The sequence below is a fragment of the Candidatus Finniella inopinata genome, assembly GCF_004210305.1.
Lineage (GTDB): Bacteria > Pseudomonadota > Alphaproteobacteria > Paracaedibacterales > CAIULA01 > Finniella > Finniella inopinata_A.
Window position 1 is genome coordinate 232,452 of record NZ_SCFB01000004.1, and the last position, 12,940, is coordinate 245,391.

Annotated in this window: 15 protein-coding genes and 1 tRNA gene; 1 reads left to right on the forward strand and 15 read right to left on the reverse strand. The window is 43.4% G+C overall.

What is annotated here, in order from left to right; genetic code table 11:
* Positions 1-25: 25 nt before the first annotated feature.
* The 7 genes from EQU50_RS02920 to EQU50_RS02950 form a co-directional block, all read right to left on the reverse strand.
* Complete coding sequence (locus EQU50_RS02920; RefSeq protein WP_130153656.1) at positions 26-1,096, reverse strand: C1 family peptidase; 1,071 nt, start codon at positions 1,094-1,096, stop codon at positions 26-28.
* 75 nt (positions 1,097-1,171) lie between these two features.
* A complete protein-coding gene (locus tag EQU50_RS02925; protein WP_130153657.1) occupies positions 1,172-1,852 on the reverse strand; it encodes a lysophospholipid acyltransferase family protein in 681 nt (226 codons plus the stop codon).
* A gap of 47 nt (positions 1,853-1,899) precedes the next feature.
* Positions 1,900-3,495: a hypothetical protein gene (locus EQU50_RS02930; protein ID WP_130153658.1), complete on the reverse strand. Its 1,596-nt coding sequence runs from the start codon at positions 3,493-3,495 to the stop codon at positions 1,900-1,902.
* A 57-nt stretch (positions 3,496-3,552) separates the two neighbouring features.
* Positions 3,553-4,002 (reverse strand): ion transporter, encoded by a 450-nt coding sequence (locus EQU50_RS02935; RefSeq protein ID WP_130153659.1) that lies wholly within the window; start codon positions 4,000-4,002, stop codon positions 3,553-3,555.
* Positions 4,003-4,179: 177 nt separating this feature from the next.
* Positions 4,180-5,328, reverse strand: a complete 1,149-nt coding sequence (locus tag EQU50_RS02940) for an ISAs1 family transposase (RefSeq protein WP_130153184.1) — start codon at positions 5,326-5,328, stop codon at positions 4,180-4,182.
* A gap of 109 nt (positions 5,329-5,437) precedes the next feature.
* Positions 5,438-5,818 (reverse strand): ion transporter, encoded by a 381-nt coding sequence (locus tag EQU50_RS02945; protein WP_130153660.1) that lies wholly within the window; start codon positions 5,816-5,818, stop codon positions 5,438-5,440.
* A 7-nt stretch (positions 5,819-5,825) separates the two neighbouring features.
* The gene (locus tag EQU50_RS02950) at positions 5,826-6,665 is read right to left on the reverse strand and encodes a hypothetical protein (RefSeq protein ID WP_130153661.1); all 840 of its coding nucleotides are present in this window, start codon (positions 6,663-6,665) and stop codon (positions 5,826-5,828) included.
* A 151-nt stretch (positions 6,666-6,816) separates the two neighbouring features.
* Here EQU50_RS02950 and recR point away from each other — a divergent pair, with 151 nt between their 5' ends.
* On the forward strand, positions 6,817-7,416 hold the full coding sequence (recR, locus tag EQU50_RS02955; protein WP_130153662.1) for a recombination mediator RecR: 600 nt from the start codon (positions 6,817-6,819) through the stop codon (positions 7,414-7,416).
* An 8-nt stretch (positions 7,417-7,424) separates the two neighbouring features.
* Here recR and EQU50_RS02960 read toward each other — a convergent pair.
* The 8 genes from EQU50_RS02960 to EQU50_RS02995 all read right to left on the reverse strand — a co-directional run bounded on the left by EQU50_RS02960 (position 7,425) and on the right by EQU50_RS02995 (position 12,887).
* Positions 7,425-7,501, reverse strand: a tRNA-Arg gene (locus EQU50_RS02960).
* A gap of 121 nt (positions 7,502-7,622) precedes the next feature.
* Positions 7,623-7,985 (reverse strand): hypothetical protein, encoded by a 363-nt coding sequence (locus tag EQU50_RS08345; RefSeq protein ID WP_165380314.1) that lies wholly within the window; start codon positions 7,983-7,985, stop codon positions 7,623-7,625.
* A 144-nt stretch (positions 7,986-8,129) separates the two neighbouring features.
* On the reverse strand, positions 8,130-8,675 hold the full coding sequence (gene ddpX / locus EQU50_RS02970) for a D-alanyl-D-alanine dipeptidase (RefSeq protein ID WP_130153663.1): 546 nt from the start codon (positions 8,673-8,675) through the stop codon (positions 8,130-8,132).
* A 12-nt stretch (positions 8,676-8,687) separates the two neighbouring features.
* A complete protein-coding gene (locus tag EQU50_RS02975) occupies positions 8,688-9,194 on the reverse strand; it encodes a hypothetical protein (RefSeq protein WP_130153664.1) in 507 nt (168 codons plus the stop codon).
* Between the two features lie 285 nt (positions 9,195-9,479).
* Positions 9,480-10,019: a hypothetical protein gene (locus EQU50_RS02980; RefSeq protein ID WP_130153665.1), complete on the reverse strand. Its 540-nt coding sequence runs from the start codon at positions 10,017-10,019 to the stop codon at positions 9,480-9,482.
* A gap of 2 nt (positions 10,020-10,021) precedes the next feature.
* Positions 10,022-10,447: a cell wall hydrolase gene (locus EQU50_RS02985; protein ID WP_130153666.1), complete on the reverse strand. Its 426-nt coding sequence runs from the start codon at positions 10,445-10,447 to the stop codon at positions 10,022-10,024.
* Positions 10,447-11,271, reverse strand: a complete 825-nt coding sequence (locus EQU50_RS02990; RefSeq protein ID WP_130153667.1) for a hypothetical protein — start codon at positions 11,269-11,271, stop codon at positions 10,447-10,449. The genes EQU50_RS02985 and EQU50_RS02990 overlap by 1 nt, the downstream gene beginning before the upstream one ends.
* On the reverse strand, positions 11,268-12,887 hold the full coding sequence (locus tag EQU50_RS02995) for a hypothetical protein (RefSeq protein ID WP_130153668.1): 1,620 nt from the start codon (positions 12,885-12,887) through the stop codon (positions 11,268-11,270). Before EQU50_RS02995 ends, EQU50_RS02990 begins: the two co-directional genes overlap by 4 nt.
* Positions 12,888-12,940 lie beyond the last annotated feature (53 nt).

Sequence of the window (12,940 nt, forward strand, 5' to 3'; positions counted from 1 at the left end):
CTCTCATTCCAAATTTCCTTAGGTTTTATTGGTGGGAAGAACTTGAAGCGCTTGCAGCTTTCTTAGCCCCAACCTTTGATACAAACCAGAAATCAGATGCTAAATCTGCATTCGTTATATAATCATAAGGCACATAACAGTAACCTTTATCCCCCCATGAAGAGCCCCATGAATTTCGTATCGTAATTCTTTGAGTAGCATCGTTATAACCCGTCACCATCAAAGCATGGCCACCCTTAAGTTGTTCCGAAGTCGTATTAGGCATTGGAACCATTCCCGACTGAGCCACATCGTCAGATTTAAAGGATTCATAAAGATTTAGACCCAAAAGAATCGGATTGTTGTGGTTTAAAATGGTTTTAAACAAATGCAAAGTATTTGAATTTTGCGGAATACCCGCCGTTGCTGTGCTGTCAGTATCCGCGTCTTTCAGCGCATCTGCATAACACTTAGCTGATGGTTTTTGAGTAAAAAGAGGGTTTGATGAGGTTGTATCATCACTGTACTTCCATTCACTTTCAGGGCATGCTCCGAATCTTGTGATCGCTGCCAAACTGTCCGCAATAGACGCCCCAGAATCTTGGGTAACATCCAAAGTTGAATCATTGGCTCTTTCATTGTAATAAATGAACAGACGCGAAGGCGTGGCTTTATCAAATTTTTCTTGAAGCCCCTTGAACTGCAAAGCGGCCGCCGATGCGTTTGCCGCACCGGACCCTAAGTTACCCTGGTCATAAACGGGAAAAAGCGCATTGGCCGCATCAATTGTCTTCGCCAAACTCAACCTTATATCGTGCGCCTTCGGTAAAGCCGCCGGGTGGGTTTTTCCAAACTTAGCCAAAAGTGCGTGACCATGTGCTGCCACAGGATGCCCTCTCATAAAATCACGGCTTGCATGATGCGTTTCACTATCACGAATGAGTTTATATTTCCTTTGAGAAGGATGCGCCGATTTGCTTTGATCCAAGTCAGAAGAAACGTCAGCAGCTGAAGACGCAAAACTGCTTTGACTGTAAATAGTCAGTAAAATTAATACTGCCAACGCTTTAAGTTTTGAATTAAAATTCAAAATTTGAACCATTTTATTTAACCCCATAAAAATAATTACCAAAAACAGATGCGCATCCAATAATATTATTAGGTAAAAAAATTAAGAAAGCGTGAACACGGTTCAATCGTCACTTACAGATCTGACCCATTCATCAGCCTCTGCGTTTAAGACATTCAAAGCCTCTTCCAAAGCCGTAATCGTATGCGAATCCTCGCCCTCTTTCGCATAAGGAATAGGGGCACCAATTGCAAAAACACCCCTAGTAAAAGGAAGGGGCAGCAGAAAACGATCCCACGTTTTTAAATGCCGCCGGTTGCGCGCAGAAAAGGTCACTGGGATCAAGTCAGCCTGCGTCCATCTAGCCAAAACCGCCGTCCCTCGCGATACCTTACAGGCAGGCCCCCGCGGGCCATCAGGTGTAATACCAATAATGGTCCCACCCCGTAATAACTGAATCAATGCCAAGGATGCCTTAGCCCCCCCCCGCGTCGTTGAACCCGCCACCCAACCAACCTTGAAATATCGCACAACCTTGCCAATAAATGTCCCATCACCATGTTCCGATACCAACACTTTAAACGGCCGATCCCATTGCCAAGCAAGGGGCATCATCATCAAACGCCCATGCCAAAAGCACACCATAAAGGGCTTTCCAGCCTTTAGATACTCCTCAATAATGTGTCGATTTTTATAGTCCCAACGACTGGTGCGATAAACCAGTTGAATGTAAACATAGCCTAAAAAACTTAAAATGTTTTGACCAAGCTTTGATCGTGAAATTTTTTTAAAAAATCGTTTCATGGTTCCAGCTTAAAAGGAGTTTTCTAAAAGCGCCACTACTTGTGTAACTAAGCTACAGCCCGATTAATGGCATCCATCGCTAAATCCAACCAAAGAGGATATCCTTTTTCGTGTGGCTCATAAGTCCCACCTATAACAAGTTTTCCAGTCTCAACATGTGGAATATTAATCCGACGGTGAGATCCCGTCGTCTTCCCAAATGCACGAATCGTCCCCCCCATCCTTTCAATAATCGTTTTAAGGTCATTGTAGTCAACTTTCTTTTTGCGTTCATTGTCTTCGGCAACTTCTTTAAACGCCAAAACATCCTTTTTGACCCGTTGAATACCAGAGATTGAACTTGCCGAACTACTGCAACCTATAGCTTCCATAAGAGCTTGTTCTTCTCTCCGCTTATCTTTTTCCGTTATTTTTCTAGAAAAAGAGGAAGATGAAGAACTCGAAGATGATGATGAAATTTCTTCCTCCTCTTCGTCAGATTCAGAAGAAGCCACAGATTCAGACTGTTGTCCAGAACTAGCACATGCACTTGTACTCGAAGATGAGGATGAGGATGAGGATGAGGATGAAGCATCCTTCTTCATTGCCTTTTGTTCGGCTTCATACTTTTTCTTAGCTTGTTCTATCCATAAACAGCTTTTTACGAACACTTTTAACAGTTTCGCAATCTCTTTTTCGACACCGTTCTTGTCTGCAAGTTTCATTATTTCACCAAAAGCCCTCATTCCTGCCATAAAAGACATACGCACACAAATTATTTGTGGATCACGACTCATGCGCTCCACTAAGGAAGCCATATCTTCAGCAGAAGAACTATCACTCAGACCCAATATTTTGAAACCGTCGTTTTTGAATTCTCTGTAGTAATTATTCAGCGTATCCCCTGAATAACTCAGGTTCATCCCATCCTCGGTAAGAATTCCATGTCGTTCAAGCCCGATAGTTGTTGCTTCATCTACAAAAGGTTTCGTCAAATCTAAAATTTCTTTGACATAAAAATACTCTCTATTTTCTTGGCTCCGTATTATGGCGCGCAGCTTCGTATGAGAATTTGCCTTCTTATTAGCCTTTAATTTTCCCCTATACTTTTCATAGAGTTCTTTTTCTTTTAAATAATCCAAATAAACATTCGAATAGAACTGATCTAAAAAAGCTTCTAGATCGAATGAACCAACCGATTTTCGTGTTTTCATCAAAGAAATACAAAGACCAATTGGCTTTGTATATCGTTTTTGAAGTCTAACATAAACATCTAAATCATGTTGAATTTTAGCAATCTCGTCTTCCAATACAATTTTGCCTTCTTTATGACCTGTTCCCAAAAGATGGCAATAGGTTTCCAGCTTCACCTCAGGAGAAAGATCGTCCCGTAACATGAAAACACGCAGCGTTTCATTATAACCCTTTCTACCCTCCATAATGGCCTGAATCTTATTAAAAGATAATTCCGTGTCTTCAAGACTTTTGCCATTAAAAAGAAACGGTGCTGGTGCAGAACTGGAACTACTAGAGGAGCTGCTTGAACTACTGGAAGAGCAGCTAGCACTACTTGTCACTCCGTCGCTCAAATCTCCCGCATCGGACGCATGCACGACAGCCAAGAGGAACTTCATAGCCAAAAGGCATTTAATTATGTTTTTCATCGCGCACCAAATAAAAAAGTTTTAGTGCTTTTTATATAGTGAATAAAGACAATAAATTCAACGACTAATTATTTTTTTGATTTCTTCTAACTGCTCTTTTAATCCTCGAATCTCATCACGCAGGGAACTTTCATCCTCCTCATCCGGGCCTTCCAACGATTTATTTTCCGCCTCGGCCGCCTGTTGCATGGAATTGACTATCAAACCAAAAAACAAGTTCAATACGGTAAACGTCACCAAAACCATAAACGGAACAAAGAATAAATAACAATGGGGATACGTCTTCGATAAAGTACGCAGGATATTTCCCCAATCATCCGCTAACATCAACTGGAACAGGGTAAACATGGTGCCCCCCAGTGTGCCAAAATATTCAGCATCGCTAGAAAACAAGTTGTATGCAATGATTGACGCCACATAGAACGACAACAGCAATATAACCGCTACGCTCAAAATGCCAGGCAAAGCCCTGGAAACAGATGCCACAATAACGCGCATCCTTGGCATGGCGATTGCACTGACATCTCCTCAGCCTAGTTTTTAAAATTACGGTTTCTGCTATTTCCCAAACTTTTGTAGATTGATTTGATTTTGTAGGTTTTGAGAGATCTACTTCCTGTTTTTTTTATTTTTAGACACTATCCTCCCCTTTAAAAGACTTACCGTTTATATCAGTCAATCCGCTCAAACGCGCTTTAAATTGTGGTCAGCGGTTAGAATTTTCAATAAGTATTTGTTGTCCCAGCCTGCTACCTTCCGTCGACAGCTCACCCCTCGTTTATTCGTTTTTTCTTGCTTGAGTAGATTCAAAGCAATACGTCTCATGACAGCCAAATTCTTGGCCGCGTGGCCAACATGCACCTGGTTATGGTCTTCCCTAAAACCTACATCCAAAGACCAGTGCAGGTTAATTTCTATGTTCCAGTGTTTTCTGACAGCAACCATAAACTGATCAATATTTTCATAGGCTAAACTTGTTAGAAAGTAGCGGGTACTACGCTCAACCTGATTATTAGTTGTGCGTGTTGTTTCAAGCATGCCAACACCCTTTAACCCAGGCCAACGAAGTTGAAATACTGCCGGATCGCGTGCTGATACTAATGTATAGCGACGTGTTTCTATGCGACCATGATCATGGATCTTCTCTACTTTCCGTCGATTAAGCATCTTCTTGTACTGACGTGATTCTCCTATATGGAAAATTGCCTTGACCATTTCATGAAGCTTCGGTTGATTATCTTTTAGAGCTAATACGTAGTCTGCACCTTGAATTAAGATCTCTTCAGCAATTGACTGCTGACAACCCATGGCGTCAATGGTGACTGTACTACCAGTAACATCAATCATCTTGAGTAATTTTGGAATGGCTGTAATTTCATTGGATTTTTCATCCGTTTTAACTTGCCCTAAAAGAAGACTTTGATTGCTTGCCCAGGCACTTACAATGTGTAGGGCTTTTTTCTCTTTTCTTCTGTTGCCAGAACCCCGTAGCGTTTTTCCATCAATAGCAATAATCTCAGAATTAACATCGATAGAGAGTGACTTGATCCATGCATAAAAGCAGGATTCAAATTGCTCTGGGTCAAGTATGGAAAACACACGGCCAAAAGTATCATGAGATGGCACACCATTAGGCAGCTCGAGAAATGTTGATAACCAATCGTATTTGGCTTTGCCAAATTCACTAATATCAACCCAGTTATCAGCGCCACAAATTGTGGCCAATATTGTTATTACCAAGATATCGTGCAATTTGTGAAGCTTGTTGTGGTTATCAATACGAGGATCGGCAAGAGGTTCAAAATGTTTGAGGAAAGTATCTGATAACTGCATCCCTGTTTCCTTTTTCTTTATTGAGAAAAAAGAATAATAACAACGGATAGAACAGCAGAAAAGCCGAATAAAAAATTAGGAAATAATTTTTAGAATACTAAACTAATTTTCAGTGCAATCGCCATGGCATCCTTGGAAATAACGAAATTAATCGTTCAACCCGCAAAAGGCGCAATGTCCGCAAAATTGACAATGGCCCTGTCGATGGCACCAATGCAATTAAGATAACAAAGGCATCAAATAAATTCCAGCCTTTCTCGAAGGATCGCCATCCGCTGGCATAAATTCTGACGACCAACTCAACCAGAAAAACGCCCAGAAAAACACTGTCAAAATGGTGTAAAAGGCTGACAATATCAGGATGCTGGGCCCAAGAAAAAGTCTGTATGCCCCAAAGCACCGCATTTAAAAGAACCAAGACACCTATAAACTCGTGACCTCGATTACTCTCTAAAAACAGTTCTAATTCATTATCGCGCTTTAACATCATAAAAAAATTATCCAATATTTTCCAAAAGCAACATAATAAAAACTATAAGGCTTTTGAACGTAAGACTGGCAAGAAATGTCGGGAAATGGGACCGGCCCTCCAGCAAAGAAAATTCCGTTTTTGCTGTTGTTAAAATCAAGCCACCCGCCAAAAAGGCACCCATAAACGTTGTCATAATCAGGTGAACAGGCGTCGTTACATAAAAACTAAACAACCACCCGGCCAAAACACCCAGCATAATCAAATATCGACCAGAATATTTAAACCGCTTTGGAAAATGATAACTTAAAGAATGATCCTCCAAAACAAAATGAAAAGCCATAATCACGGTGAACAAAATCATCCCATATAAACTTTCTCGGGCCAAAACCGGCATAATCAAAGTCGTTAGGAATCCCACATACATCATAATCAGCACATGACTCACATACACAAATCCCCCCGCTTCTTCACCTTTTTTACTGTGATCGTGGGCCAACTTTTCCAGGGCATACCAAACGCAAAATCCCAAAATCACAAACAAGAAAACAACAAACAGCAGGTTCTTCTCATCTTGCATGAAATTTGTGGTCACTTGTTGCTTCACCAAGGCCAAGTTACCAATAAACCCAGGGATAGCATGTAAAAAAACGTACCCCAGGGCCAGCCCTCCGCCAATCGAATTTAAAATGGCATCGTTCAAGGCGTTAACTCTTCTAAGCCTTGGCACCAACCAGTGCACAAAAAGCAGACACACCATACTAAGCGCACATGCCATGACCACATCTAAAGGCTTCCCCTTGTTTGACATAATCTCAAGACCATAGGGATTTAAATTGGCCCCAGCCGTTGTTAGAAAATTTATCACGATCGAAACTCAATAATTTAATATTTTAATTAATTTTAATTTAATTTCTTTATTAATAAAAGGCTAAAATTTCAAGGAATTAATGGTTGGAAAAGCAGCCACGTTTCCCTAAGATTGTCACGATTTACCGACTCAAATTACTGCTAAAAAAATGAACAGCCCTGAAATTCAACAGATGATCCAACTACTCAGCCGACTACCTGGCTTAGGTCCGCGCTCGGGGCGTCGCGTAGCCTTGCACCTTTTAAAAAAACGAGAGGCACTCTTAAAGCCCTTGATCGAAGCCCTGCAAACCGCTGATCAAACCATCACGACCTGCCAACAATGCTTCAATCTTGACACCAGCAACCCCTGTCACCTTTGTCAAGATACCAAACGTGATGACCACAGCCTATGCATCGTCGCCGATGTCGCAGACCTATGGGCTATTGAACGTTCACAAATTTTCAAAGGCAGATATCATGTTTTAGGAGGGCTTTTATCAGCCCTTGATAACATTGGCCCTCAACAACTTACCATCCAACCTCTTTTAAAACGTTTAGAAAATGGACAAATACAGGAAATCATCCTGGCACTAAATTCAACAGTCGATGGGCAAACCACTGTTCATTATTTGGCCAATCATCTTCAATCATATGCCGTTAAGCTATCAAGCTTAGCTCAAGGGGTCCCCATGGGCGGAGAATTAGATTACCTGGATGATGGAACACTGTCAGCTGCCTTTTCTGAAAGAAAAAGACTATACGCTTAGTGGGAAAATGGCGCGCCCGAGAAGAGTCGAACTCCTAACCTTCAGATCCGTAGTCTGACGCTCTATCCAATTGAGCTACGGGCGCACTAACAATCTCTATTTGTAATTAAAAGAGCTCATGCTTGCAATAGATTTCATAGATTATTCACAAAAAAAAAGCCCAGACCTTTTTATCCGAGCTTTTGATTTCTTAAAAGGAATGTAATTTATGCCGCTGGCGCGTTCATCACTGGTGCATGAGCATGTGCCGCTGCGACTGGTGTTGCCGGACATGGGCAAGTCATTTTATTCAACTTATCAGTCAGTTCATTCGCAACTTTAACATTTACATTGCTGTGGTGGCGGTGGTGTGCGCCACTTTTTTTAGCAGGCGTTGCTGCTGGGTGTGCAGCAGCAGGATGCGCCGCCTCAGCAGCCTTTGCATCTGCCTTAGGAGCAGCAGGCGCTGCTTCAGTCTTTGCTGGTGCAGCTGGTGCACTTGCAGCAGCGTCTGGCTTCTTCGCGTCTTCAGCTACCAAAGCAGTAGCAAGCAAAAGAGACAAAGCAGTTGGTATAAACAATTTTTTCATAGCCGAGGTAACTCCCTTAATTTGAATAGGCTTGTTAATCGTCTCTCAAAATAACATGAGATGACCTATGAGTAATTTTATATGAATTTTGCTTAATAAAACATTAATTTTTTATTCTTAAATCATTTTATTGCCAAACTGTGTCTACGGGGCCATCATCCCATAGCTCTTTTCAATTAACGGAAAAGCTTTTGCCTCAGGCAATTGATAATGCCACCACTCAAACTGATATAAATCCCAGCCTGCCGTCAGCATAATCCCCAACAATTTATATCGATTAGCATTCACCTGCGGCGAGCAATCCCCCGCATGGTGCGACTGTGTCGTAAAATCGTCAAAGGGCGTTCCCATATCCAGCTCTTGGCCGACTCCATCAACTAACGTTAAGTCAATGGCCACCCCTCTGGTGTGGTTAGACCCCTTCTTAGGATCAGCCACATAAGGCGAATCCGGAAAAATTTTCCACAATTTCTCTTGAGCTTTTTGGGGACGAAACGCATCAAAAATTTTAAATCTCAAATTTTGCTGTGCCGCTAGATCCACTGCTTTCTCGAACAAGGGCAATGCTTGCGGATGCAGCAGACAGATCGATTGATCATAAATCTGCTGCCCCGTAAAATTATTTTCCGATCCATACCTTAAATCCAAGATAACAGGATGGGTCTTTTCAGTAATCTCAACTAACGCCAATTTAAAACCTTTTTAAGTACCTGGATTATCAAACGTTACGTAGCAGAAAAACTTCATACGTAAGTCTTTATTAAATTGTTTACCCAGCAAAGCTTTCCGACCCCATGCCACAGCTGTTTTCTTGCCGCCATCATAGGAAACCACAACTTTTTCATCCGCATTGTTTTTCAAGGCCTCGACAATCTGCAGCACGACCGTGTCTTTGGAGACATCTTTATTAAGTTCTGATCTATCAGAACTTGCAGCGATAACTTTACCATCTTCCACCCAAATCAGGGGCCCTCCATTCGTAGCATCGCCAAGAACTACAGGCTTTATTGGGTAATTTTGGTAATTTTTCTCCTGATCTGTATTTATACTATTAATAATAGTTTCGGGCCCTTTGGTCTGAATAATATTAGATAGCTCTTCAAACCGCTTATTCGCTTCCTCAACAATCTTCTGCTTTGTCGAAGCACCCGCTTGCTCACAAATAAACAGACTCACTATAACCAGAAAAATTTTTGAAATTTTGGACATTTTTTTTAATCCTCATGTTAAATTTTCCTAATTTTTTCACATATTAACTCAAACCTCAACACTGAAATATTTTTTCAGGTCCCTTACTTTCAAACTGTGATAAAAATGTGTGATAAAAATCTCAACAAAATCATTTTGATTCCTTCACCATCGCCAACAAAAATGCCTTGCAGATATTAGCCAGCGATCGACAATTACAATTGAAGCGGGCCCCAGCCCTATAACTTTTGTTACGCCTTCTCAAACATGAACAAGCCCTCCCATATCGTCGATCTGGGTAAATTTTCATCCTGTAAATCCCCTTTCAATCATTGCTGCAACTGTTGAATCTTTTTCCTTACTGCCCCGTGACGACCTGAACTCAAAGGCGTAGGCGTCTTTCAAACACGCTCCAAAAATATCCGCAATCGTTGAAATTATCCCCGTCGCCTCCCCCGGCATATGACCAGAGTAAAGTGTCAAACATCCCAAACACGAAACCAAACCAAAGGCCGCTGAAATCACCATAATGTCAGCACGGGTATTTTTATGGCCACCTTGAATAAACGCCACATCCCTCAAACGCGCACTCTGCCGATCTTCCAAAAACGCCAACTCCAGTCGCGCCTCAATCTCCATCATCGATTTTTGAAACTCGGCAACCAATAAAGAATTTTCACGCAACAACTGCATCATTTGGGTCGGATCTTCCTGACCCGTCACCCGACGCGCCACCTGAACAACTTCCTCCGCCATTTGTTCTGCCTGATTTCCCCCCAACCATTTCGCAATAACAGGGGCAAACTGCGCTAAACCCAAAGCACTCGCAATAATCGGAAACGGCATACCTACCTCCCCAATTGATAAAACAAATGCTGCCCCATTCGCATTCTTGGCTCCTGATTGACAGCCCACTTGGGTTGCTTCATCAGCACACTATGATAATGATCCGCCCTTTTGGTGATATCTGGCCAATCCCTACAGGCAACCCCTTCAGCCACGTTCAGGCAGGTTAAGAACAACGGGTCATGGATGTAGCGCTGTCTTATAATCAGACAATTGGGATCTCCCGCATTCCAACAAGAAAACTGCCAGGGCTTTTGACACACCTCCCCAATCGTCTTCCCAAACCAGGTTTGTTGTCGCACCCTGTTCATCACAACGTTCGCAATCGCGATTAAACTTGCCAGGCCCCCATCTTTTCTGTTGTATTCCCCCCTCGCCTCGCCATAAATGGTCCGCGCCAAAATATCCAAATCTTGATCTGTTTCCATTATTTCCCCTCCCTGTAAAACTCCATCTCCACCAAATCACTCAACCGATCCCGCTGATAAACAGCAAACGACTGATAACGAACCGAGCACGCATTCCCCTGTTCATCGCTGCCCTGAAACCAATCAAACGTGGCTGCTCCTTGCTCAATATCCCCCAATAACGAAAACTTTTGCCTCTCCTCCAACGGATTCACCCACACAATGTCATGGTCCTTTGTGTGCCAACTGGAAAGGCGTGATAGATGCAAACCCGTTTTTTCGTGTTCACGCATCGGCGTAAAGACAATCTGCTCAATCTCGCTCAAACCACAACCCGGTTGATAATATCCCCCATACGCCCATAAGGCTTTCTTTCCCATTGTGCCAGGCGGCGTCATCACCGACTGTCCCATTAGAATTTCTTGCTTTAAAACACAAGGCGACTCGGCTTGCACCTTAAACTCTTTACGAATCAACAGACTTGAAAGTGGCCTAAATTCTTCACCCAAACCTTGTGTTAAAAATCTCTCAAAATGAATTTCAAACGACTGCAAACTGCCATACCGCTCCAACGCCTTATTGGCTTTATACAACTCATACGGTTCACAATCTTTCCCTTGGTTTTGAACAATCGCGTGTATGGGACCTTTCGGCGCATAAACAATTGGCCTCAAACGCCCCTGCACTGAAATTCGTTCCAAACAACCCTCCTTATCGGTTTCAAACTCAACAGGCCCGCCCCCTAACCGAAACACCGCCTGGTCGAAATTCTCCTCCCCAGTAAACGGTGCCGAATACCCCCGCGGCAACGCCCGTCGTGGCGCTAAGTGTCGTTGGAATCTCATAATTTTTCTCCTAGACTGACTTGACGAGGGGCCGACCACTGCCCCTCCAACACAAGCTTTATCCTATGTTCCAAACTGCCTTGAGTCCTCAAATCCAACAATTCCACATCAACCGCTGTCGTCTGTTCACCCAACAAACCCTCAAGACTCACACCCTCGGTATCAAAAGACGCCAACAAATGCCGAATTTGATCCTCCGCACGGCCATGCACCTGAATATTTTTGACAAACGTCTCAAGCGTTAAGGTTGCAGGATTAATAATCCCTTGCGTGGGCTGCTGGTCTTGATAATCCCGACAAGAAACCGAACCTTGCCCCACCCCCGCAGCCACCCCCAGGCGCACCAAAACCACCCTTTCTTGATCATTAACCTCAAGGCGGTATTCCATGACTTTCCCCTCCAAGGCCCCACCCGGAATAAAACCACCCCTCAAAACGACGCTATCGTCCAACCCAATATCCAGTGCTCTCTCAAACGGCACTTGAAACTCAACCTCAATGCAACGCGCCGTCCCCGCCAAATAAGCCTTTGCCATTTCAATTCCATGCGCAATCGCCTGCTTCCCCCTGCTCGTCTGGAAAAAACTGGCACTGCCCTCGGGCAAACACCCCTCAACGTTTTGCAGCTGTATTTTTAGCTTTTTATGCCTACGGCGAATTCGCCCCTTTAACTGAAAATCATGATGCAATGTAAAACACGCCACCTCCGTTCGCTTTTGACGATACTGCCAATCAAGCCACAGCTCGCCCTTAAACCATGACCGTTTCAATCGCATTGGCTTTCGATCAGGCCCCAGGGGAAATTCTGGGCTTAATGTCGGATAAAGGCTCAAAGCCCCTGTGCGTGGGGGATTTATTTTCTCCAAAAAACTTCTTGTAACCTGATAACCACTTTTCTTTCGGCTCTTCTCCGGCCCCAGCCTATCCCCAACTTTTGGCCACGCACGAACCAACGCATTCGGTGTTAACGTATTGATCTGCCCGCTTGAAAACTGGCCTGCAATTTTAGGGAACAAGTTGAATTCGCCATGCGCTCTTTGCAACCACTCCGCCCTCACCTCAACCTCAATCCCATCAAAAGGCACATCTCCCAGACCAATTTTCAAACTATCGGCCAACACCCATTCACTCAAATCAAGCCGCCGCCTCCCCTCAAACAGATTTGACAACCCAAGCGTCCCAGCGCACCGATCCCAACAAAACAACTCCGGCCGCGCCTCCAAAACGCTGACCGGATTATCATCGCCCGGCTCCACAAAAAGCTCATCGTAAAAGGGCGCCACCTTCAACGTCGACGCCACCCCCTCCAATTGCGTAGCCGCGTCTTTAGGCTCGGCTGACAATTCAATCTCAGCAAAGTCTTGGTTAAAGCTTCGTGGAAAACCCAATGGCTGCCCCTGGAACAGCATCGTCACTTTTCCATTTTGATCCTCACAACTTATAACTGCCCAACTTCCCCGAACAGGCGCACCGGCTGGCACCAGCAGCCTCGCCAGCGCCACTTCCCCTTCTTTCTGGGAAATCGTCAGTTTAAAAATCTTTAAATCTTCCCTCTTTAAGGATTCTATATTTTGTAACGGTTGCTTATTTTCGACCCACGCAAAGTATATCTTCATAAAAACTCTTATATAAAATTAACTCGACAATATTTATTGAACAGGCTATAAAA

Coding starts and splice junctions, on each gene's coding strand:
- EQU50_RS02920 (WP_130153656.1), bottom strand. CDS start 1,096: ATGGGGTTAAATAAAATGGTTCAAATTTTGAATTTTAATTCAAAACTT.
- EQU50_RS02925 (WP_130153657.1), bottom strand. CDS start 1,852: ATGAAACGATTTTTTAAAAAAATTTCACGATCAAAGCTTGGTCAAAAC.
- EQU50_RS02930 (WP_130153658.1), bottom strand. CDS start 3,495: ATGAAAAACATAATTAAATGCCTTTTGGCTATGAAGTTCCTCTTGGCT.
- EQU50_RS02935 (WP_130153659.1), bottom strand. CDS start 4,002: ATGCCAAGGATGCGCGTTATTGTGGCATCTGTTTCCAGGGCTTTGCCT.
- EQU50_RS02940 (WP_130153184.1), bottom strand. CDS start 5,328: ATGCAGTTATCAGATACTTTCCTCAAACATTTTGAACCTCTTGCCGAT.
- EQU50_RS02945 (WP_130153660.1), bottom strand. CDS start 5,818: ATGATGTTAAAGCGCGATAATGAATTAGAACTGTTTTTAGAGAGTAAT.
- recR (WP_130153662.1), top strand. CDS start 6,817: ATGAACAGCCCTGAAATTCAACAGATGATCCAACTACTCAGCCGACTA.
- EQU50_RS08345 (WP_165380314.1), bottom strand. CDS start 7,985: ATGAAAAAATTGTTTATACCAACTGCTTTGTCTCTTTTGCTTGCTACT.
- EQU50_RS02975 (WP_130153664.1), bottom strand. CDS start 9,194: ATGTCCAAAATTTCAAAAATTTTTCTGGTTATAGTGAGTCTGTTTATT.
- EQU50_RS02980 (WP_130153665.1), bottom strand. CDS start 10,019: ATGCCGTTTCCGATTATTGCGAGTGCTTTGGGTTTAGCGCAGTTTGCC.
- EQU50_RS02985 (WP_130153666.1), bottom strand. CDS start 10,447: ATGGAAACAGATCAAGATTTGGATATTTTGGCGCGGACCATTTATGGC.
- EQU50_RS02990 (WP_130153667.1), bottom strand. CDS start 11,271: ATGAGATTCCAACGACACTTAGCGCCACGACGGGCGTTGCCGCGGGGG.
- EQU50_RS02995 (WP_130153668.1), bottom strand. CDS start 12,887: ATGAAGATATACTTTGCGTGGGTCGAAAATAAGCAACCGTTACAAAAT.